Origin of the sequence: Teichococcus rhizosphaerae (assembly GCF_002631185.1) — a bacterium.
Classification (GTDB): domain Bacteria; phylum Pseudomonadota; class Alphaproteobacteria; order Acetobacterales; family Acetobacteraceae; genus Pseudoroseomonas; species Pseudoroseomonas rhizosphaerae.
In genome coordinates, this window is the sequence record NZ_PDNU01000025.1 from 1 (window position 1) to 20,939 (window position 20,939).

A 20,939-nucleotide genomic window follows, 5' to 3' on the forward strand; every position below is an offset into this window, starting at 1 on the left:
CGCACCGATGGAGACCACGCTCGCCGAACTGGCCGGCGTGGCCGGGCTGCGCTGGACCATCGAGACCTGCTTCGGCACCGCCAAGGAGGAACTCGGTCTCGACCACTGTGAGGCACGCTCCTGGGATGGCTGGCACCGCCACATGACGCTGTGCATGGCAGCGCTGGCCTTCCTCGCGCGGCTCCGGGCTGAACTGGTCCGCGGCGCGGCCGGCAAACCGAACGAAACGAGTCCAGGCGCCGTGGCCGTGGCCGCATGAAGCCAGGACCAGGGCGTAGACCGCCGGAACACCTGCCGCCGCTCTCCGCTCCGGAGATCAGGCACCTGCTTGCCCGCCTCGTGCTCGCCGTCGCCCCTGTGCGCGAACTGCTGCTGGAGTGGTCCCTCTGGCGACGACGGCATCAGGCCGCCGCACGTGCTGCTCATCTCAAATCATACAAGAAAAAGCAACTGTAGTATTAGTTCGTAATCGCGAGGCCTCCATGTCTTGGAAGCTCCTAGTCACGCTGCTCGGTGTGGCCTTCCTATTTGTCTACGCCTGGAATGGTCACCAGGACCGGTTCATGAACAAGTGCTTGAACATGATGTCCACCGAGGCCTTTCAGCGGGCTTCCATTGAGAGCTATCGCAGCCCTAGCTCATCATCTGCGAACCAAGTGTTGAACTGGCTGGAGGCCATCTACGACGTAGACATTGTAGCCTGTCGGTCGCTGCCTTGAAGGCTTCTCAATTTCCATGGCTTACCGGACGCCTTCCTCACCTGAAGCGCACGGGAACATAGGTCCTCATGGGCATCCTATATTTGTAGGTCCGCCGACCTTGCCAAGTCAGCGAACCTGGACGCCAGAAGCCTTACCGTTGCGGCGCAGGTTAAAAATCTCGGCAAAGGTTACTCGGCGACCGTTGACGTTCCCGATACGCTCGCAGATGGCTCTCGGCGAGATGGGAAGCCAGAGGCTTAGGCGGATGTTGTTCGAGGTGATGTGGTACATCCGGTTCCCACCAATCCTTCAGAACGGAATATCAAGGTCTTCCTCATCCTGGACCGGTTTGTCGACCTTCTTGGCATGCTTCGCGACCAGAAATGCATTCAAGGCAGCCGCCAATTGGACGGCCAGGAGGGCATACTCCGGGCTTACCGTGACTACCTCAGCGCCCTGGCCGTGGCTGGCCACTTTGTTCCGGAGCTGTCGGGCAGGCTTTTCGGCAGGTCGGCCGACCGTGCCCCGATCTGGTAGGTGCCACCGGCCGTGCCGTCCGTGACCCACACCTCGGCGGAATCCCAGCTGCCGAGGCCGCCCAGCATCTCGGTGAAGAGGATGCGGCCGTCGCCCAGCGACATGAAGTCGGTGAGCTGCAGGGAGGGATAGTAGCTGACGCCCCCGAAGTAGTGCCGGGTTCCCTCGGCGGTGCTGTCCGTGACCGTCAGGCCTCCCGCGGAGTAGATGAGGGACCGCTCATCCCCGAAGGATGTGACGCTCCAATTCCCGAACGGCTTGAAGAGCCGCGTGTCCCCCTCCGGCGTGCCGTCGCGGAGGATGAAGTTGACGTATTTGGAGCCCTCGAACCAGTCCGTGTCCAACCATTTCCCGCCGTTCAGCGGGGCCTCGCCGCCGCCGAGATAGGTGGTCCCCTCAGCCGTGCCGTCCGTCCGCCAGATCAGGGAGCCATCGGTGATGTAGGCGTCCTGCCCATCCGGCGAGAGCATGATGTCCCGCTTGGGCGTGCCGTTCCTGACCGGGCTGTCGGCGAGGATGCGGGTTCCCCCGGCCGTGCCGTCCGTCACCCAGACATCCTGGCTGTTGTCCGGTTCCTTCGCGACGAACAGCCACTGCCCGTCGGCCATCCTGTTGAAGTCCAGCAGCGTGGTGCCGGCCGCCCCGAAGGCGGGGCCCGCCAGCATCCTGGTGCCTTCCGGCGTTCCGTCGGTGATCCAGAGCTCACGGCCGCCGCCGGCGGCATCCACCGCGAGGAGCGTCCCGCTGCCGGCCGCGCCCACGATGTCCAGCGCGGAGCCCGCCGCTCCGGGCATGACGTCGCGGAACAGGCGCGTCCCCGCCTCCGTGCCGTCCGTCACCCAGAGCTCCCGGCCATGGAGGCCGTCATCCGCCGCGAAGAGCAGGCGGCCATCAGCGAGCGGCGTGAAATCGCCGGGGGCGGCGCCGTCCAAACCGGGCCTGATGTCCTTCAGGAGACGGGGAGCGCTCAGCCCCGCCCCGGCGATCCACAGCTCGTTGCCGTTCCCGCCATCGGTGGCGGCGAAGACATAGGTGCCGCGCGAAGAGGTAGCCTGCATTGTCCAGCCTTCCCTGGAGCCGACGCTGCGGAGGATGAGGAAGTGCGAGGCGGCTTAGGAAGCGATCCTCATGATTATTAATGAGACGTCAACCTGGCGGCAGAAGCCTTCGCCATGGCTGGCACCATGGGGTCAGGCTGCGGAAAACAGTTGCTTGGCCGAAGGCAGGCGGCCGCGGCGCGTTCGCCAGGAAGCTTCCAGTCGCCCACGTCACCCCAGGGGGCGGTCGCTTTCACGCTGAATTCAACCCGCGGCCGCCTCCTGGCCAGGCCATCCGCCGCCACGGGCGGCGGTGGCCGGCAGGTGCGGGAAGCGCCGCCAGGGCTTCTCCCCCTCCCTCACTCGATGCGGATATTGGCCTGGCGCACCAGCGCCCCGTAGCGCTCCGCCTCGCGCCGCACGAGCCGGGCCGCGTCCTCGGCCGAGCCGCCGCCGGGGATGAAGCCCGCCTCCTCCAGCTTGCGGCGGATCTCGGGGTCGGAAAGCGCCTTGTTCATCGCCGCCGACCAGCGCCGCACCACCGGCTCGGGCAGCCCCGCCGGGCCCAGCAGCATGTACCAGACATTGATCTCGTAGCCGGGGAAGCCGCTCTCGGCCACGGTGGGCACCTCCGGCAGCGCCGCCACGCGCTGCGGCAGGGTGGTGGCCAGCGCCCGGGTCGTGCCGCTGCGGATGTGCGGCAGGTGGGTCGGCATGGTGTCGATGGCGAGGTCGAGCGTGCCGGCGATGAGGTCGTTCACCACCTGCCCGGTGCCGCGGTAGGGCACATGCGTCATCTGGATGCCGGCGGCCTGGCACAGCATCTCGGCCGCCAGGTGCTGCTGGGTGGCGACACCGGAGGAGGCGTAGTTCAGCCTGCCCGGATTGGCGCGGGCGAAGGCGATCAGCCCCTCGATGTCCTTGTAGGGGGCGTTGGCCGGCACGACCACCACCAGCGGCACGGTGCCCGCCAGGGTGATGGGGGTGAAGTCCTTGTCCTGGTCATAGGGCGGCGTGCGCATGAGCGGCCCGACGACGGACTGGGTGGAGACGGTGCCCATCAGCAGCGTGTAGCCATCGGGACGGGCGCGGGCGGTGGCGGCGGCGGCCACGGTGCCGCTGGCGCCGGGGCGGTTCTCGATGGTGACGGGCTGGCCCAGCTCCGCGTGCAGGGAGGGCGCGAGCAGGCGCGCGATGATGTCCGTGCCACCGCCGGGCGCGAAGCCCACCAGCATGGTCATGGCGCGGCTCGGATAGCTGTCCTGGGCGCGGGCGGCCCTGATCAGGGCAGAGGGGGCGAGGGCGGTGGCGGCGCCCAGCAGGGCGCGGCGGTGCAGCGTCATGGATCGTTTCCCCAGTCCGGCTTCTTTTGTGCCAAATCGTCGACAGTTCGCAGTCTGGCGGCGGAAGGGAGGAGCCGCTACCCCGAATCTGGGGGTGGGAAGCCATTCGTGCTTTTGGGCGGAAGGGGTCGCGGGAGGGGTGGCGCCCCTCCCGGCGGCTCAGCCTTCCAGCGCGTGCGACAGCGCGATGAGGTCGCGCGTGTGCGGGTGGCTGGCCTGGCCTGCCCGGAGCTGCGCCTCCGTCAGCTCCTCGACGATGCGCCCGCCCTGCATCACGGCGAGCCGCCCGCAGAGATGGCCGATGACGGCGAGGTTGTGCGAGACGAGGATGCAGGTGAGCTGCCGCGCCTGCCGCAGCTCGGCCAGCAGGTTCAGCACCTCCGCCTGCACCGAGACGTCGAGCGCGCTGGTGGGCTCGTCCAGCAGCAGCACGGACGGATCGGCGATCAGCGCGCGGGCGATGGCGACGCGCTGGCGCTGCCCGCCCGAAAGCTGGTGCGGGTAGCGGAAGCGCGCCGCGCGGGGCAGCGCCACCTCCTCCAGCGCGCGGGCGATGCGCGCCTCGGCTTCAGGGATGCCATGCACCTCCAGCGGCTCGGCCAGGATGCGGTCCACCGTCTGGCGCGGGTGCAGCGAGCCATAGGGGTCCTGGAACACCATCTGCACGCGGCGGAAGAAGGCGCGGTCCCGCCGGTGGCCGAGCTGCTCGCCGGCCACGCGCAGCGTGCCGTCCCAGCCCGGGATCAGCCCGGCGATGGTGCGCAGCACGGTGGACTTGCCGGAGCCGCTCTCGCCCACCAGCCCGTAGGTCTCGCCCGCCGCCACGCGGAAGGCGATGTCGCGCACCACGTGGTTGCTGCCGAAATGCACGTTGAGGTGGGCGGCCTCGATCATCGGGTTCCCGGCCGGAAAGGCGGCGCTCATGCGCGGGGCTCCAGCCAGGCGGGGTCGCGGCTCAGCGTGGGCAGGCGCGCGCGCTTCTGGCCGAGGCTCGGCATGCAGTCCAGCAGGCCACGCGTGTAGGCGTGCTGCGCGCGGTGCAGGTCGCGCGCCGGCAGCTCCTCCATCACCTGGCCGGCATACATCACCACCACCCGGTCGCAGAAGCGGCCGACCAGCGGCAGGTCGTGGCTGATCAGCATCAGACCCATGCCGCGCGCCGAGACGAGGTCCTCGATCAGCTTCAGGATCTCGGCCTGCACGGAGGCGTCGAGCGCGCTGGTCGGCTCGTCGGCGATCAGCAGGTCCGGGTTGGGCGCCAGCATCATGGCGATCATGACGCGCTGGCCCATGCCGCCCGAGACCTCGTGCGGGTAGCTGTCCAGCACGCGGGCCGGATCGCGGATCCTGACCTGTTCCAGCAGCGCCAGCGCCGCATCGCGGGCTTCCCGTTTTCCACCCTTGTTGTGGGCGCGCCAGGCCTCGGCGATCTGCGCGCCGACCGTCATCACCGGATTGAGGGAATATTTCGGGTCCTGCATGATCAGCCCGATGCGGCCGCCGCGCAGGGAGCGCATCTGCCGCTCGCTGGCGGCCTGGATGTCGATGCCGTCGAAGCGCAGCGCGCCGGCCCGGACGCGCGCGGCCTCCGGCAGCAGCCGCATCAGCGCCCGTCCCGTGACCGACTTGCCCGAGCCGCTCTCGCCCACGATGCCGAGCTTCTCGCGCCCGAGGCTGAAGGACACGCCGCGCACCGCGGGCGTGAAGCCCGAGGGGTTGGGGAAATCCACGCGCAGGTCGCGGATCTCGACGAGGTTGCCGTTGCTCATGCCGCTCACCGCTGCTTCGGGTCCAGCACGTCCCGCAGCCCGTCGCCCAGCAGGTTGAAGGCGAGGGAGGCGGTGAAGATGGCCAGCCCCGGGATCACCGGCACCCACCACTGCTCCAGGATGAAGCGCCGGGCGGTGGCGATCATCGTGCCCCATTCCGGGATCGGCGGCTGCGCGCCGAGGCCGAGGAAGCCGAGGCCCGCCGCGGTGAGGATGATCGAGGACATGTCGAGCGTGACGCGCACCGTGAGCGAAGGCAGGCACATCGGCGCCACGTGCTTCCAGATGACGCGCCAGGGCGAGGCGCCGGTCATGCGCACGGCGGCGATGTAGTCGGTGTTGCGGATGGTGAGCGTCTCGGCCCGCGCCAGCCGCGCATAGGGCGGCCAGGCGGTGAGCGCGATGGCGATCACGGCGCTCTCCACCCCGGGCCGCATGGCGGCGACGAAGGCGAGCGCCAGGATCAGCCGCGGGAAGGCCAGGAACACGTCCGTCACCCGCATCAGCACCTTGTCGAGCAGCCCGCCCGCGTAGCCCGCGACGCAGCCGACGACGAGGCCGAGCGGCGCCACCAGGATGACGACGGCCACCACCATGCCCAGCGTGACGCGCCCGCCATAAAGGAGGCGGGAGAAGGTGTCGCGCCCCAGCTCGTCCGTGCCGAGCCAGTGCTCGGCGGAAGGCGGTGCCAGGCGGTTTGCCAGGCTCTGCGCGCCGGGGTCGTGGGTGGCCAGCAGCGGCGCGGCCAGTGCCAGTGCCAGCATGGCCAGCACCACGGCGAGGCCGGCGACGGCCAGCCCGTTGCGGCGGAAGGCGAGCCAGAGCTGGTAGCGCCGGCCCCAGCGCGCCTGGGCGCGGGAGTAGGGGGTGTCGGAGAGCAGCCAGTCGCGTGTCGTCGTGCCGCTCATCAGCGCACCCTCGGGTCGAGCAGGCGGTAGAGCAGGTCGGCCAGCAGGTTCAGCGCGACATAGACCAGCCCCACCACCAGCGTGGCGCCCAGCACCGCGTTCATATCGGCGTTCAGCAGCGACACGGTGAGGTATTGCCCGAGGCCGGGCCAGGCGAAGATGGTCTCGGTCAGCACCGCGCCCTCCAGCAGCCCGGCATAGGTCATGGCCAGCACGGTGACGAGCGGCACGGCGATGTTGCGGAAGGCATGGCCCCAGACGATGCGCGCGCGGGACAGGCCCTTGGCGCGCGCGGTGGTGACGTATTCGCTCTTCAGCTCGGCCAGCATGAAGGCGCGCGTCATGCGCGCGATGTAGGCGAGCGAGAAGAAGGCCAGCACCCCGGCCGGCTGCGCCAGGTGCCACAGCGCGTCGCGGAAGGCGGGGATGTCGCCGGCGAGCAGGGTGTCGAGCGTCAGGATGCCGGTGCGCTCGTCGATCATGCCCTCGAAGTAGATGCCCTGGCGGCCCGGGCCGGGCGCGATCTCCAGCGTGGCGTAGAACAGCAGCAGCGAGATCAGCCCCAGCACGAACACGGGGAGCGAATGGCCCGCGAGGCAGAACAGCCGCACGCCCTGGTCGATCCACGTCCCCTGCCGCGTCGCGGCCCAGACGCCGAGCGGCACGCCGACCAGCACGGCGACGATGATGGCCACCGTGGCCAACTCCAGCGTGGCGGGAAAGAAGCGGGCGATGTCCTGGGTGACCGGGTTGGAGGTCATCACCGAGCGGCCGAGGTCGCCGCTGGCGATCTGCCCGAGATACTTCCAGAACTGGATGTGGAGCGGCTGGTCCAGCCCCAGCTCCAGCCGGGTCTGTTCCACCACGTCCTGCGGCGCGCGGTCGCCCACGATGGCGAGCACCGGGTCGATCGGCACGACGCGGCCGATCAGGAAGGTGACGAGCGCGAGGCCGAACAGGGTGATGGGCACGCTGGCCGCGGTGGATGCCAGGGCCCGCAGGCGGAGCCGCGCGGCGGAAGCGCGGGCCCGGGCCGGAGGGCGCGCGGGGGGGAGCGTGGTTGCCGTGGCGCCGGAAGGCACCACGGGCGATGCGCCGGGCGGCGCGGACGCCGCCCGGGAAGTGTCGTGTTCCGTCATGCCTTGGTGATGTTGGTGTAGGAGTGCCGGTCGTTCATCGGGCCCATGTCGAAGCCCTTCACGCCGGCGCGGGAGACGGCGATCTCGATCTCCTGCAGCATGACGACGAAGGGCGACTGCTGCTGGTGGTCGCGCTGCAGCGCCTCGTAGAGCGCGGTGCGCTTCTCGGAATCCTGCTCCTTCAGCGCCGCCACCGTGCGGGCGGACAGCTCGGGGATCAGCCAGCTCGCGCGCCAGGCAAGCGTCCGGTTGCGCGCGTCGTCGCCATTGTCGGTGTTGATGCTGAAGGCCTCGGCGTTGCTGTGCGGGTCGAAGTAGTCCGAGCCCCAGCGGACCATGGCGATGTCGTGCGCGCGGGCGCGGGTCTTGGTGATGACGGCGCGCTGCTCGCCCGGCAGCATGCGCAGCCGGATGCCGATCTCGGCGAGGTTCGCCTGGATCGCCTGCGCGATGTCGGAGAAGGGGGCGGGGGAGGAATAGTCGAAGCCCAGCTCGAAGCCTTCCGCGAGCCCGGCCCTGGCCAGCAGCGCCTTGGCCTCGGCGATGTTGCGCTTGAAGGGCTGCTCGGTCAGCGCGCCGGGCAGGCCGGCGGGCAGGAAGGCCTGGTGCACCGCGAAGGTGGTGGGCACGATGGCCTTCTGGATGCCCTCGTAGTCCAGCGCCAGCTTGATGGCCTGCCGCACCTCGGGCTTGGCCAAATGCGGGTTCTTCTGGTTCAGGCTGAGATACATCAGGCTCGCCTTGCGGGCGGACTGCACGGTGAAGCGCGCATCGCCCTCAAGCTGCCTGATCTGGTCGGCGCCGAGGTTGCGGGCGATGTCGTAGTCGCCCTTGGTCAGGCCGAGGAGCTGGGCGGAGGGGTCGGACACGTGGCGCATGATGATGCGCTTGACCTGCGGCGCCGCGTTGCTGTGCGGGTTGGCCTCCAGCACCACGCTCTCGCTGGCGCGCCACTGGCGCACGGCGTAGCTGCCGGAGCCGGCGCTGTTCTGCTTCAGCCAGCCATTGCCCCAGTCGTCGTTCTGCGCGCGCGCCATGACGGCGGCCTTCTCCACCACCGAGCCGACCGCGGCCGAGAGGCAGTAGAGCAGGAAGGAGGGCGCCGTCGGCTCGGCCGTTTCCAGCACCACGGTGCGCGGGCCGGTGGCGCGGATGCGCTGGGCGACGTTGTCCTTGTTGAAGCCGAACTGGTTGATGATGAAGGCGGGCGCCTTGTTCATCGCCACCGCGCGGGTCAGCGAGAAGGCCACGTCCTCCGCCGTCACCGGCTTGCCGGAGGCGAATTTCGGGCCGTCCTTCAGGGTGAAGGTGAAGGTCCGGTTGTCCGGCGAGACGTCCCACTTCTCGGCCAGCTCGCCCTGGATGCTGGCGGGGTTGCTGTTCGGCGTCGTCACCAGCTTCTGGTAGACGTTCCCGGCCAGCTCGGAGGCGGTGTATTCGAAGGCCTCGTGCGGATCGAGCGAGATGATGTCGTCGATCTGCTTGGCAAAGACGAGCACGCCCGGCGGCGTCTGCGCGGCGGCCGGGGAGATGGCGAGATGCGCACCGGCGGGCGCCATGGCGGCGGCGCCGGAGGCGAGCAGCAAGGAACGGCGGGACAGCATGGTGGAAACCTCCTGCGATGCGCGCCTTCTAGCGCGGCGGAGGGGGGCGGCGCCATCCACAGCATGCGTGAGGGCGCCGTGCCGGCGCATCGCGCCGCGCGGTCTGGCCCTGCCTGCCGCCGCTGCCTATACCGCCCCCTGAACCGACAGCGATGAAGAAGGCGCCCGCGGAGCTTCGTCCGCCGGCCTTCCCGAAGGATTGTTGCCCATGCCACGCCTCTGGCTTGTCCTTGGCGCCCTGTCCGGCCTCGTGGCCGTGGCCCTGTCCGCCTGGGCCGCGCATGGCCTGGTGCTGGACGAGGCGGATCACCGCCGCGTGCAGAGCGCGCTCACCATGCAGGGCTGGCACGCCCTGGCGCTGCTGGCCGTGGGCCTGCTGGCCGAGCGCCGCCCCGGCGCCCGCCTGCCGCACCTGGCCGGCGGCTGCTTCGTGCTGGGCAGCCTCGGCTTCTGCGGCGCCGTGTGGTGGCTGGTGCTGCGCGGCTGGTCGCTCGGCATCGCGCCGCAGGGCGGCACGCTGCTGATGCTGGGCTGGCTGCTGCTGGCGGCCGCCGCCCTGCGGAAGCCCGTGCCATGAGCGGGGGGATGCGCGTGGCCAGCGCCTATCTCGCCGCCCCGGGCTTCGAGCCGGAGCTGGAGGAGGAGCTGCGGCGCGCCGGCGTCTCCATCGGCCGCTGGCACGGGCCGCTGGCGCTCTGCGCCGCCCCGCCCGTGCCCGCCGCCTGGGCGCTCGACGTCTGGACCGACCCGCGCGAGGTCGCGGTACCCTCGATCAAGGCCGGCGCCTCGGCGCTGCGCGCCATCCAGCGCAACTGGTCGCAGGTGCCGGTGCTGCACCACCGCCGCGCGGCGCTGATCGAGGCGGCGCTGCCGCCGGTGAAGGCGCGCGCGCTGCGCTTCCCCGAACCCGCGCCCACCGGCCATCTCGGCGGCTGGACGCTGCTCTCGCCCGAGCTGATGCTGGTCAGCCCCACCAAGACCAGCCCCTTCGTCGGCGGCGCCGTGCGCTTCGAGGAGGACCGCGAGGGGCCGCCCTCGCGCGCCTACCTCAAGCTGTGGGAGGCGCTGACCCGCATCGGCCGCTGGCCGGACCCGGGCGAGACCAGCCTCGACCTCGGCGCCGCGCCGGGCGGCTGGACCTGGGCGCTGGCGCGGCTCGGCGGCCAGGTGACGGCGGTGGACAAGGCGGCGATGGACCCGGCCGTGGCGGCCCTGCCCAATGTCGCCATCCGCACCGAGAGCGCCTTCGGGCTGGAGCCGGAGAAGCTGCCGCCGGTGGACTGGCTGTTCAGCGACATCATCTGCTACCCCTCCCGCCTGCTGGTGCTGGTGCGGCGCTGGATGGCGGCGGGCGCGGCGCGGAACTTCGTCTGCACCCTCAAGTTCCAGGGCGGGACGGACCACGACACGGCGGCCGCCTTCGCCGCCATCCCCGGCGCGCTGCTGTTCCATGGCGCGCACAACAAGCACGAGCTGATGTTCTGCCTGCTGGGGCAGGAGGCGCGCGCCGCCTAGCCGCCCCCAGCCTCGCCCTCCCCCGCCGGGGAGGGGCGGTGGCGCGAGGCAACCGGTCCTCGGCGCGGGCCGTTCTGTTCTCCGGCCGCGCCGGCAAGGAGGGCGGCGGAGGAGGAAGCATGCGCAAGGCCTGGTGGCTGGTGCGGCAGAGCGTGCTGGACTTCATCGAGGATGAGGCGCTGAGCCGCGGCGCGGCCATCTCCTTCTACACCGTCACCTCTCTGGCGCCGGTGCTGCTGATCGCCATCGCCATCGCCGGCCTCGCCTTCGGCGAGGAGGCGGCGCGCGGCGCCATCGTCGGCCAGCTGCGCGGGCTGATGGGCCCGGCGGGGGCGGAGATGGTGCAGAGCATCATCCTCAGCGCCTCCAATCCCACCTCGGGGATGCTGGCCAGCGTGTTCGGCGTGCTGACCCTGCTGATCACCGCCAGCGGCGTGTTCGGCGAGATCCAGGCCAGCCTCAACATGATCTGGCGCGCCGAGCTGAAGGGCGACACCGTTTCCCGCCTGCTGCGCGCGCGGGCGGCGAGCCTCGGGCTGGTGGCGACGCTGGGCTTCCTGCTGCTGGTCTCGCTGGTGGTGAGCGCGGCGCTGGCGGCGCTGGGCGACCTGCTGGACCAGCACCTGCCGGCGGTGGCGCTGCTGGTGCGGCTGGCCAACACCGTCATCTCCTTCGCGCTGATCTGCGCGCTGTTCGCCGCCATCTACAAGTTCCTGCCCGACCGCCGCCTGGAATGGCGCGACGTGCTGGTGGGCGCCGTGGTCACCACCCTGCTGTTCAACGTGGGCAAGACGCTGATCGGGCTCTATCTCGGCAGCAGCGCCATCGGCTCCACCTATGGCGCCGCCGGCTCGGCGGTGATCGTGCTGCTGTGGATCTACTATTCGGCGCAGATCTTCCTGCTGGGCGCGGAGTTCACCAAGGCCTACGCCATCTGCCGCGACGCCGAGGCCTGGCACGCGCGCGGCCGCGCGGCCGCCGCGCCGGAAGAGGCGGCGGCCGCCGCGGACATCCCGGAGCGCCCGCTCATCGGCCTGCCCCCGCCGCGCGATGCCCCGCCCGCATGAGGCCCCCGCTCCTCGAGCCGGGGCCGCATGAATCTCTTTTCATCCGGCGGCCGGCCCGATAGGGCATGCGCCATGACCACGCTTCCGCCGGATGCCGGCCGATGAGCCGCCGCCGTTCCTCCACGCCCTGGGTGGCGCTTGCCGCCGCCATCGCCGGCCTGCTCGGCGCCACGCAGATCTCCGAGGCGGACTGGATGCGCCTCGGCCGCGCCGTGTGGCGCGTCGTCGCCACCCTGCAAGAGGACGAGGCGCCGCGCCGCCGGCAGGCCCCCGCCGGCGAGGCCTTCTCCGGCCAGCCGCGGGTCATCGACGGCGACACGCTGGATGTGGAGGGCATCCGCGTGCGCATGCAGGGGATCGATGCGCTGGAGGGCGACCAGCAGTGCAACCGCCCCGGCGGGCGCTATGCCTGCGGGCGCGAGGCGCGCGAGCGGCTGGTGGAGCTGATCGGCGGCCAGGCCGTCACCTGCGTGCCGGACGGCACGGAAACGCATGGCCGCAGCGTGGCCGTCTGCTCGGTGCGGCAGGGCGGGCGGGAGATCGACCTGAACGCCGCCATGGTGCGCTCGGGCCTGGCCTTCGACTGCCCGCGCTATTCCAAGGGGCGCTACGCCGCGCTGGAGGCGGAGGCCAAGGCCGAGAAGGCCGGTGCCTGGGCGGGGCGCTTCACCTATCCGTGGTCGCACCGCGACCGCGCCGGCGCCTGCGGGCGCTGAGCGGCATGCGGAAGGGGTGGGGCCGCTGGCTGCGCCGCGCGGCGCTGGCGCTGCTGCTGGCGCCGCCGGCGCTGATCCTGCTGTTCCGCTTCGTGCCGCCGCCGGCCACGCCGCTGATGCTGATCCGCGCCGTGCAGGGCCATGGCCTCTCCAAGGACTGGGTGGCCTATGACCGCATCGACCGCGCCCTGCCGCGCGCGGTCATCGCCGCCGAGGACAACCTGTTCTGCGAGCAGGCGCTCGGCTTCGACTTCCGGGCGCTGCGCGGACAGGTGGAGGCGGCGCTGGAGGGGGACCGGCCGCGCGGGGCCAGCACCATCACCATGCAGGTGGCGAAGAACCTGTTCCTCTGGCCGGGGCGGGACCCGCTGCGCAAGGCGCTGGAGGTGTGGCTGACGCCGCAGATCGCGCTGCTCTGGCCGAAGCGGCGGGTGCTGGAGGTGTATCTCAACATCGTCGAGTTCGGCCCCGGCGTGTATGGCGCCGAGGCCGCCGCGCGGGCCCACTTCAACCGCTCCGCCGCCGCGCTGACGGCGCAGCAGGCGGCGCAGCTCGCCGTGGTGCTGCCGGCGCCGCTGCAATGGTCCGCCGCCGCGCCCACCTCCTATCTGCGCGAGCGCGCCGCGACGGTGCGGCGGCGGGTGGGCCAGCTCGGACCGCTGCTGGCCTGCGCGGAGTAGCCGCGCCCTCCAAGGCGTGCCCTCAGAACAGCGCCCGCACCAGCCCCGTGGCCAGCGCGCTCTCCGCCCGGCGCAGGTCGACGGGGCGGGACAGGTGGAACCACGCCCCGTCATGCACCAGCCCGAACAGCCGCCCCGATTCGATGGCGCGCTTCCACAGCAGCATGGTGCCGAACGGCCCTTCCGGCGCGCCCTCCAGCAGCCGCGGATGGACGATCTGCAGCCCGGCATAGACATAGGGCGAGATCTCGCGCTCCTTGGGCAGCCGCACGCGGCCGAGCGGGTCGAGCAGGAAGTCGCCGCGCCCCACCTCGCCCTCCACCGTGGCGGCGCGCACCATCAGCAGCAGCGCGTCCATCTCGTCGGGGCGGAAGGTGGCGGCGAGGCGCTCGATGGTGGGCGTCGGGCCGTCCAGCCAGTAGGCGTCGCCATTCACCGCCAGGAAGGGGTCGGCGCCCAGATGCGGCAGCGCGTCGCGCATGCCGCCGCCGGTTTCCTGGATCGGCTCCTCGCGCAGCACGCGGGGCGGGTGCGGCCGCGCGGCGCAGACCGCCTCCACCTGGCCGGGGAACCAGTGGGCGTTGACCACCACCTTGCCGATGCCGGCGGCGTCGATGCGGTCCAGCGCGTGGTCGAGCAGGCTGCGGCCCGACAGCTTCAGCAGCGGCTTCGGCGTCGCCTCGGTGAGCGGCCGCATGCGGGTGCCGAGGCCGGCCGCCAGCACCATGGCGGAGTTCAGGGTGATCACGCGGCGGGGTCCTTGGTGGGGCTGGCAAAGGGAGCGGCGGAAGGAGCGGCGTCCGGGTTGCGCCGCAGGGGCGGCGGCACATGCCGGTCGAGGAAATGGGCGAGGGGGGCGGTGGCGGGGTGGCGCAGGGCGCGCTCCAGCAGCGCCCAGCAGCGCGGGCCATGCGCCAGGTAGCGCGGCTTGCCGTCCCGCCGGTCCAGCCGCACCCAGAGCGCCGCGACGCGCAGGTGGCGCTGCGCCGCCATGGCGGCCAGCGCGGCGTGGAACCGCACCGCCTCCAACTCCGGGCGCAGCGCCAGGTAGCGCGCCAGCGCCGCCTCCCGCACCTCGGGCGCCACGTCGCGCCGGGCGTCCTCGACGAGGCTGACGAGATCGTAGGCCGGGTGGCCGAGCGCCGCGTCCTGGAAGTCCAGGATGCCGGTGCGGCGCGGCCCGTCGCGGCCTTCCAGGCGCATCAGGTTGGCGGGGAAGTAGTCGCGGTGCACCAGGCAGCCGGCGCCGGCGAAGGGGGCGAGCATCTCGCGCATCGCGTCGGCGAACCCGGCGCGCACCGCCTCGCCCGGGGGCGCGCCGAAGCTGGCGGGCCACCACCAGTCGAGGAAGGTGGCGGCGGCGGTGGCGGCCATGCGCTCCGCCTCCCACAGCGGCAGGCCTGCCGGCGGGGGCGCGGCGTGCAGCGCGGCCAGCGCCTCGGCCGCCTCGGCGTAGAGCGCCTGGGGGTCGGCGCCGCGGTCGAGCAGCGCGGCATGGGTGTCCTCGCCGAGATCCTCGACCAGCAGCAGGCCCTGCGCCGCGTCCTCCGCCAGGATGGCGGGGGCGGAAAGGCCGATGCCCCGGATGTGCCGCGCCAGCCGCAGGAAGGGCAGCAGGTCCTCCTCCGGCGTCAGGCCGACGCGCGGCGCCTCGGCGCAGTCCATCAGCAGGGCGGGGCGCGGCCCGCCGCGCAGGCGGGTGTAGCGGCGGTGGCCGGCATCCTGCGGCAGCGGCAGGCGCTCGGCCCGTCCGTAGCCCTGGGCGGCGAGAAAGGAATCCATCGGGGAGGGCGGGGCGGGGGCGGTCATGCTGCGGGCAGGTGGTGACGCAGCCGGCGCCGCTTGCCAAGCGCCGATTGCGCCAAGGGGGCGGTTCGGGCGCGGTTGCGGAACGCGGCGGCGGGCTGGGCTCACAGGTCCGCGGCAGGCGCGGCGAGCGCGGCGAGCCGCCCGCCCCAGCCGCTGAGCCGCGCTTCCCGCGCCTCGCCCCCGGCGAGCGGGGCGAGGACGATGCGCAGCGCCGCCTCCGGCATCAGCCAGCCGAGCCGGTCGGGCCATTCCACCAGCACGATGCCCTCGCGCGCCTCCTCCCAGCCCAGCTCCTCCAGCTCCTCGGGGCCGGACAGGCGGTAGAGGTCGTAGTGGTGCGCGGGCCCCTGGGGCAGCTCGTAGCCCTGCACCAGGGTGAAGGAGGGGGAGGGCACCTCCAGCGCCGGGTCGGCCGCCGCGGCGCGCAGGAAGGCGCGGCAGAAGGCGGACTTGCCGGCGCCGAGCGGGCCTTCCAGCAGCAGCGCGTCGCCCGGCCGGGCCAGGGCGGCGGCGCGGGCGGCCAGCGCCTCGGTGGCGGCGAGGTCGGGCAGGCGGAGGGTCAGGGTCTCGGGCGGCATGGGCGGCGAATATCCATCCCCCCGGGGGTCGGCACAAGGCCGGGGCCGTGGGCGCGCGCGGCCGGGCGGCGCCGGGGCCCCTGGGGAAATTCCGCCGCCCTCTTTGCCGGCGCGCCGCAAAGCCTCTATGCCTGCGCGCCCCGTTTGCGGAGATCACGCCCATGGCCGACGCCACGCACCAGGATGCCGCCCCCCATGTCGCGGTGGAGACCGATGTCGCCATCATCGGCGCCGGCCCGACCGGGCTGTTCGCGGTGTTCGAATGCGGCATGCTGCGGATGAAATGCGTGGTGATCGACACGCTGGAGGCGATCGGCGGCCAGTGCGCCGCGCTCTATCCCGAGAAGCCGATCTACGACATCCCCGCCCACCCGGCCATCTCGGGCGGCGCGCTGATCGAGCAGCTGCAGGAGCAGGCGGCGCCCTTCGCGCCCATCTACCTGCTCGGCCGCCGGGTGGAGGCGCTCGCCCCGCATGAGGGCGGCTTCGAGCTGCGCACCAGCAAGGGCGAGGCGGTGCGGGCGCGGGCCGTGATCATCGCCGCCGGCGCCGGCGCCTTCGGCCCCAACCGCCCGCCGCTGAACGACCTGCACAGCTACGAGGCCACCGGCGCCGTGCGCTACATGGTGGCGCGGCGCGAGGAGCTGCGCGGCAAGCGCGTGGTGATCGCCGGCGGCGGCGACTCGGCGGTGGACTGGGCGCTGAGCCTCAAGGGCATCGCCAAGCGCGTGACGGTGGTGCACCGCCGCCCGAAGTTCCGCGCGGCACCCGAGAGCGTGGCGCAGATGGAGGCGGCCGCCGCGCGCGGCGAGATCGACCTGGCCATCCCCTACCAGCTGCATGGCCTGCGCGGCGCGGGGGGCGCGCTGTCCGAGGTGGTGCTGGCCACGCTGAAGGGCGAGGAGCGCGCGGTGGCGGCGGACCACCTGCTCGCCTTCTTCGGCCTGTCCATGGAGCTCGGCCCGATCGCCCAGTGGGGGCTGGGGCTGGAGCGCAGCCACGTCACCGTCAATCCGGCGACGCTGGAGACCAACATCCCCGGCATCCACGCCATCGGCGACATCGCGACCTATCCGGGCAAGCTGAAGCTGATCCTGCAGGGCTTCTCGGAGGCGGCGATGGCGGCGCACGCCATCCATCCGCGCATCTTCCCCGGCGAGGCGCTGCATTTCGAGTACAGCACCTCCAAGGGCGTCCCGGCCGAGTGATCCCGCGCGGGCGGCGGCGGGGCGGGGGGGCCGCTTCACCTCGCCCGCCGCCCGGCCTAGGCTGCGCGCCCATTCCTCGCGAGCAAGGGGCGCAGCGCATGGCGGAAGGCCGTCTCGTCATCGGCACCAAGATGTATTCCTCCTGGTCGCTGCGCGGCTGGCTGGCCGTGCGGCTGGCCGGGCTGGCGGTGGAGGAGGTGGTGATCCCGCTGGCCGGCGGCGCCACCGAGGCGGTGAAGCAGGCCACCCCCGCCGGGCTGGTGCCGTATCTGGAGCATGGCGGGGCGCGCATCTGGGAAAGCCTCGCCATCGCCGAATACTGCGCCGAGCTGGCGCCCGGCCTGTGGCCGGCGGACCGCGCGGCGCGCGCCCATGCCCGCAGCATCGCCGCCGAGATGCATGCCGGCTTCCGCGGACTGCGCATGGCCATGCCGATGAGCATCCTCAACCGCTTCCCCGGCCAGGGCCGCACGCCCGAGGCGCTGGCCGACATCGCCCGCATCGAGGCGATCTGGCGCGAGGCGCTGGAGAAATCCGGCGGCCCCTTCCTGTTCGGCGAGGCGTTCGGCGCGGCGGACGCCATGTTCGCCCCCGTGGCCTGCCGCTTCCTGACCTGGGAGCCGGCGCTGGCGGAGGTCAGCCGCGCCTATGTCCAGGCCGTGCGCGCGCATCCGCTGATGCGCCGCTGGTATGACGAGGCCGCCGCCGAGCCCGCCGCCTGGCGGCTCGACAAGTACGAGCAGGCCCCTTCCGCATGAGCGGCGGGTCATCGGGCGGCGCCACCGGCGCCAGGACGCTCGACCATATCGGCGTCTGCACGCGCGACGGGCCGGGGCTCTGGGCCGCCTATGAGGCGCTGGGCTTCCACCTCACCCCCCTCGCACGGCAATCCGGCCGCCGCCGCCCCGATGCGCCGGTCGAGCCGCTGGCCACGGGCAACCGCTGCGCCATGCTGCGCCAGGGCTATCTGGAGCTGCTGGCAATCCTGGAGCCGGAGCGCTTCGACAACCGCATCGGCGCGTTCCTCGCCCGCTACGCGGGGATGCACATCGTCGCCTTCGGCATCGAGGATGCCGAGGCGGAGCTGCGGCGCCTGCGCCAGGCCGGCCTCGACATCCCCGGCGTGTCGCATCTGGAGCGCCCGGTGGACGACCCCGACGGGCCGCGCGCCCGCTTCTCCCGCCTGCCGCTGCCGGACGCGCCGGAAGGGCGGCTCCAGCTCATCCAGCACCTGACGCCGGAGCTGCTCTGGCAGGAGCGCTGGCTGGAGCACCCCAACCGCGCCGTGGCGCTGGAGGCCGCCATCCTGGTGGCGCCGGAGCCCGCGGACAGCGCCGCCGCCCTGTCGCGCCTGACGGGCCACGCGCTGGAGCCGGACCCGGCCGGCGGCTACGCCCTGCCCCTGCCGCAGGGCCGGCTGCGCATCCTGCCGCCCGGGGCGCTGGGGCGGGTGCTGCCGGGGGTGGAGGCGCCGGCGCTGCCTTTCCTGGCCGGTTGCGTGCTGCGCGCGGACGACGGCAACGCCGCCATCCGCCGCATCGCGGGCGACGCGCTGCGCCCCGTTCCGGGCGGGCTGATGGTGCCCCCCGAGCTTGCCGGCGGCACCGCCCTGGTCTTCGCCGGATGAGCCTCGGGCCCACCCTGGCGCCGGGCGCGAAGGCCATCGGCCGCTCGCTGCGCACCTATTACGCTCCCGGCCGGGCGGCGGTGCTGGACGGCTTTCTCGGCCGCTTCCTGGGCCGCGGGGAGCTGGGCTTCGACATCGGCGCCCATGTGGGGGACCGCACGGCGAGCTTCCGCCGGCTCGGCGCCCGCGCCGTGGCGGTGGAGCCGCAGCCGGCGCTCGCCCGGCTGCTGCGCCGCCTGTTCGGCCGGGACCGGGGGGTGGCGGTGGAGGAGGTCCTGGTCGGCAGCCAGCCGGGCACAGGGCGGCTGCGCCTGAACAGCGCCAACCCCACCGTGGCCAGCGCGTCGGAGGCGTTCATCGCCGCGGCGGCGGGGGCCGAGACCTGGCGCGGCCAAGTCTGGGACGGCGCCATCAGCCTGCCCGTCACCACGCTGGACGCGCTGATCGGCGCCCATGGCGTGCCGCACTTCGTCAAGATCGACGTGGAGGGCTTCGAGGCCAGCGCCCTGGCCGGGCTTTCCACCCCGGTGCGCGGCCTGTCCTTCGAGTTCACCACCCATCAGCGGCGCGTGGCGCTGGAGGCGCTGGCGATGGTGGAGGCGCTGGGCGGCTACCATTTCAACGCCTGCCTGGGCGAGGAGGCGCGCTTCGCGCTGCCCGGCCCGGTGCATGCCGGCACGCTGGCGCGCTGGCTGGAGGCGCTGCCCGATGCGGCCAATTCCGGCGACGTCTATGCCACGCTGGAACCCGGCCGCCTCCGCTCCTGAGAATTGACAGAAAGAAGATGGGGGTTCGGGGGAATTCCTTCCCCCGACCTTGACCCGGCCTTCCGCCAGCTTCACGAGGCCCCGGCGACCATCCAGGCACCCTGTTGAATGACCCTCCACGCTTTTCTGCAACACCTGGCCTTCGGCGCCGGCCTCGCCGTAATCTCGGCGCTGCTGGTGCGGCTGATGATCGCGTGCCCGATCCTGGACCACCCGGATCACCGCAAGGCGCATAGCCGCCCCACGCCCAAGGGCGGCGGCGTCGGCATCGTCTGCGCCTTCGTGCTGGGGATGCTGGTGCTCTACCGGGTGGCCGGCTTCGCCCGCATGGCGGATGACCGCTTCATCGGCGTCATCCTGGCGGCGGTGGCGATCGGCGTGGTGGCGCTGCTCGACGACATGCGGGACTTCCGCTTCATCGTGAAGCTGGCGGCGCAGGGGCTGGCGGCGCTGGTGGCGGTGGCCTCCGGGCTGGTGGTGGACCGGCTGGCCATTCCCTGGCTGGGGGTGGTGGAGCTGGGCCCGCTCGGCACCCTGGCCACGCTGTTCTGGATCGTCGCCTGCACCAACGCCGTCAACTTCATGGACGGGCTGGACGGGCTGGTGGGTGGCACGGTGCTGGTGGTGTGCCTGGGGCTCGGGCTGGTGGCGGTGTGGCAGGGCGCCTGGTTCATCTACGCCGCCTGCCTGATCCTGGGCGCCGGGGTGCTGGGCTTCCTGCCCTTCAACCTGCACCCGGCGCGCATCTTCATGGGCGATGTGGGCAGCCAGTTCCTGGGCTTCGTGCTGGCGGTGCTGGGTGTCGCGGCGGCGGGGCTCGACGCGGCGCAGGTCTCGTTCCTGCTGGTGCCGCTGCTGCTCTTCGCGCTGCTGTTCGACACGGGCTTCACCCTGCTGCGCCGGGCCTGGATGGGCGAGCGCGTCTCCGCCCCGCACCGCACCCATCTCTACCAGATGGCGCAGCGCAGCGGCCTTTCCGTACGCGCGGTGGCCGCGCTGCACTGGGGCTTCGCGGCCTTTCACGGTGCGCTGGCGCTGCTCTTCCTGCGGCTGACGCCGGACCTGAAGCCGCTGGTCATCCTGCCGCCGCTGGCCGTGCAGCTCGCCTGGCTGGCCTATGTGGCGGCCCGGGTGCGCCGCGCCGGCCTCAGCTGGAAGGCGGCGTGACCACCTCCAGCCGCAGCAGCCCCGCTTCCCCCACCCATTGCTCGGAGCGCCAGATGCCGCCTGTTGCCGGGTCCGCCCAGTAGCGGTTGGTGAAGGCGGTGCCGCCGCCGCGGCATTGCTCGCTCACCAGCAGCGCCTGGCCCTGTGGCGCGGCGCTGACGCGGCAGGTGAGGAAAAGGCCGAAGCGCATCCCCTGCGGCGCGCGGTCCGCCCGCATCAGGTCCATCTGCCGGCGCAGCGTGGCGGTGCGGCCGAGCAGGCTGCGCGGCTCGTCCAGCGGGTCCGGCCCGTCGATCCGGCTGCCGGCGACCCATTCCCGGAGGCCGGCGGTGGCGGTGACGCGCGCGCCATCGGTGGCCACCACCAGCCCGCCCGCGCTGCGCCACATCCGCGTCTCGCCATGCTGCTCGATCAGCAGCGCCACCGCCTGGCCCTTGGCCCAGCGCAGGCGCAGCGCGGGCGTGCCGTCATCCGGCGCCGGCAGGGACGTGTCGGGCTCGGCCAGGGGGAGGGATTCGCCGCCGAGCCCCAGCGCCTTGCCCATGAAGCCGGGCATGGCGCAGCCGGGAAGGGCCAGGAGCAGGAGGAGCAGGGGGCGCATGGGAAGCCTTGATCTCACAATAATGTGATGATCCTAGATTCCCCTGCCGCCCGGCGCCAGAGAAACGGCCGACGGAGAAAGGGCCCACGGAGAAAAGGTTCGCGGAAAAAGCGCGGGCAAGGAGCCGGAGGAGGTTCCAGGGGAAGCGCAGCGCCTCCCCCGGATG

General features: G+C 72.5%; 23 protein-coding genes. 11 read left to right on the forward strand and 12 right to left on the reverse strand.

Features of this window, described 5'->3' with window-relative positions; genetic code table 11:
* A partial coding sequence (locus tag CR162_RS13005; protein ID WP_141563151.1) for a transposase occupies positions 1-259 on the forward strand: 259 nt, incomplete at its 5' end.
* A gap of 568 nt (positions 260-827) precedes the next feature.
* Here the strand turns inward: CR162_RS13005 and CR162_RS22405 are convergent.
* From CR162_RS22405 to CR162_RS13045, 8 genes are all read right to left on the reverse strand, one after another.
* Positions 828-992 carry a hypothetical protein gene (locus tag CR162_RS22405; RefSeq protein ID WP_176559835.1) on the reverse strand — a complete coding sequence of 55 codons (165 nt, stop codon included), beginning with the start codon at positions 990-992 and terminating at the stop codon, positions 828-830.
* 152 nt (positions 993-1,144) lie between these two features.
* Entirely contained in the window at positions 1,145-2,296 is a 1,152-nt protein-coding gene (locus CR162_RS13015) for an ELWxxDGT repeat protein (protein ID WP_099095965.1), read from the reverse strand.
* A 338-nt stretch (positions 2,297-2,634) separates the two neighbouring features.
* Positions 2,635-3,618 carry a Bug family tripartite tricarboxylate transporter substrate binding protein gene (locus tag CR162_RS13020; RefSeq protein WP_099095966.1) on the reverse strand — a complete coding sequence of 328 codons (984 nt, stop codon included), beginning with the start codon at positions 3,616-3,618 and terminating at the stop codon, positions 2,635-2,637.
* Positions 3,619-3,777: 159 nt separating this feature from the next.
* Positions 3,778-4,542: an ABC transporter ATP-binding protein gene (locus CR162_RS13025; RefSeq protein ID WP_456316215.1), complete on the reverse strand. Its 765-nt coding sequence runs from the start codon at positions 4,540-4,542 to the stop codon at positions 3,778-3,780.
* Entirely contained in the window at positions 4,539-5,387 is an 849-nt protein-coding gene (locus CR162_RS13030; protein WP_099096052.1) for an ABC transporter ATP-binding protein, read from the reverse strand. Before CR162_RS13030 ends, CR162_RS13025 begins: the two co-directional genes overlap by 4 nt.
* Positions 5,388-5,392: 5 nt before the next feature.
* On the reverse strand, positions 5,393-6,295 hold the full coding sequence (gene nikC / locus CR162_RS13035; RefSeq protein ID WP_099095967.1) for a nickel transporter permease: 903 nt from the start codon (positions 6,293-6,295) through the stop codon (positions 5,393-5,395).
* Positions 6,295-7,266 (reverse strand): ABC transporter permease, encoded by a 972-nt coding sequence (locus CR162_RS13040; protein WP_245870340.1) that lies wholly within the window; start codon positions 7,264-7,266, stop codon positions 6,295-6,297. Before CR162_RS13040 ends, nikC begins: the two co-directional genes overlap by 1 nt.
* A 164-nt stretch (positions 7,267-7,430) precedes the next feature.
* Positions 7,431-9,038 (reverse strand): ABC transporter substrate-binding protein, encoded by a 1,608-nt coding sequence (locus CR162_RS13045; protein WP_099095968.1) that lies wholly within the window; start codon positions 9,036-9,038, stop codon positions 7,431-7,433.
* 208 nt (positions 9,039-9,246) lie between these two features.
* Between CR162_RS13045 and CR162_RS13050 the strand changes: the two genes are divergently transcribed.
* From CR162_RS13050 to mtgA, 5 genes are all read left to right on the forward strand, one after another.
* Positions 9,247-9,615 (forward strand): DUF423 domain-containing protein, encoded by a 369-nt coding sequence (locus CR162_RS13050; RefSeq protein WP_099095969.1) that lies wholly within the window; start codon positions 9,247-9,249, stop codon positions 9,613-9,615.
* Entirely contained in the window at positions 9,612-10,553 is a 942-nt protein-coding gene (locus CR162_RS13055; protein ID WP_099095970.1) for an SAM-dependent methyltransferase, read from the forward strand. The genes CR162_RS13050 and CR162_RS13055 overlap by 4 nt, the downstream gene beginning before the upstream one ends.
* 119 nt (positions 10,554-10,672) lie before the next feature.
* Positions 10,673-11,620 (forward strand): YihY/virulence factor BrkB family protein, encoded by a 948-nt coding sequence (locus tag CR162_RS13060; RefSeq protein ID WP_099095971.1) that lies wholly within the window; start codon positions 10,673-10,675, stop codon positions 11,618-11,620.
* A 101-nt stretch (positions 11,621-11,721) separates the two neighbouring features.
* Positions 11,722-12,336, forward strand: coding sequence for a thermonuclease family protein (locus tag CR162_RS13065; protein WP_176559836.1), 615 nt, complete (start codon positions 11,722-11,724; stop codon positions 12,334-12,336).
* Between the two features lie 5 nt (positions 12,337-12,341).
* The gene (mtgA, locus tag CR162_RS13070; protein WP_099096054.1) at positions 12,342-13,016 is read left to right on the forward strand and encodes a monofunctional biosynthetic peptidoglycan transglycosylase; all 675 of its coding nucleotides are present in this window, start codon (positions 12,342-12,344) and stop codon (positions 13,014-13,016) included.
* 22 nt (positions 13,017-13,038) lie between these two features.
* Here the strand turns inward: mtgA and CR162_RS13075 are convergent, their stop codons facing one another.
* From CR162_RS13075 to tsaE, 3 genes are all read right to left on the reverse strand, one after another.
* The gene (locus CR162_RS13075) at positions 13,039-13,764 is read right to left on the reverse strand and encodes a nucleotidyltransferase family protein (protein WP_245870342.1); all 726 of its coding nucleotides are present in this window, start codon (positions 13,762-13,764) and stop codon (positions 13,039-13,041) included.
* Positions 13,761-14,825, reverse strand: a complete 1,065-nt coding sequence (locus CR162_RS13080; protein ID WP_099095973.1) for an aminoglycoside phosphotransferase family protein — start codon at positions 14,823-14,825, stop codon at positions 13,761-13,763. The genes CR162_RS13075 and CR162_RS13080 overlap by 4 nt, the downstream gene beginning before the upstream one ends.
* A 101-nt stretch (positions 14,826-14,926) precedes the next feature.
* Positions 14,927-15,403: a tRNA (adenosine(37)-N6)-threonylcarbamoyltransferase complex ATPase subunit type 1 TsaE gene (tsaE, locus tag CR162_RS13085; protein WP_099095974.1), complete on the reverse strand. Its 477-nt coding sequence runs from the start codon at positions 15,401-15,403 to the stop codon at positions 14,927-14,929.
* A 161-nt stretch (positions 15,404-15,564) separates the two neighbouring features.
* On the opposite strand from tsaE, the gene CR162_RS13090 reads away from it, so the two are divergent.
* The 5 genes from CR162_RS13090 to CR162_RS13110 all read left to right on the forward strand — a co-directional run bounded on the left by CR162_RS13090 (position 15,565) and on the right by CR162_RS13110 (position 20,172).
* Entirely contained in the window at positions 15,565-16,611 is a 1,047-nt protein-coding gene (locus tag CR162_RS13090; protein WP_099095975.1) for an NAD(P)/FAD-dependent oxidoreductase, read from the forward strand.
* Between the two features lie 98 nt (positions 16,612-16,709).
* A complete protein-coding gene (locus CR162_RS13095) occupies positions 16,710-17,369 on the forward strand; it encodes a glutathione S-transferase family protein (protein ID WP_099095976.1) in 660 nt (219 codons plus the stop codon).
* Positions 17,366-18,238, forward strand: coding sequence for a VOC family protein (locus tag CR162_RS13100; protein WP_099095977.1), 873 nt, complete (start codon positions 17,366-17,368; stop codon positions 18,236-18,238). The genes CR162_RS13095 and CR162_RS13100 overlap by 4 nt, the downstream gene beginning before the upstream one ends.
* Positions 18,235-19,005, forward strand: coding sequence for an FkbM family methyltransferase (locus CR162_RS13105; protein WP_099095978.1), 771 nt, complete (start codon positions 18,235-18,237; stop codon positions 19,003-19,005). Before CR162_RS13100 ends, CR162_RS13105 begins: the two co-directional genes overlap by 4 nt.
* A 108-nt stretch (positions 19,006-19,113) precedes the next feature.
* A complete protein-coding gene (locus tag CR162_RS13110) occupies positions 19,114-20,172 on the forward strand; it encodes a glycosyltransferase family 4 protein (protein ID WP_099095979.1) in 1,059 nt (352 codons plus the stop codon).
* Here the strand turns inward: CR162_RS13110 and CR162_RS13115 are convergent.
* Positions 20,153-20,773: a YjbF family lipoprotein gene (locus CR162_RS13115; RefSeq protein WP_099095980.1), complete on the reverse strand. Its 621-nt coding sequence runs from the start codon at positions 20,771-20,773 to the stop codon at positions 20,153-20,155. The two genes, CR162_RS13110 and CR162_RS13115, sit on opposite strands and share 20 nt — an antisense overlap.
* Positions 20,774-20,939: the final 166 nt, after the last annotated feature.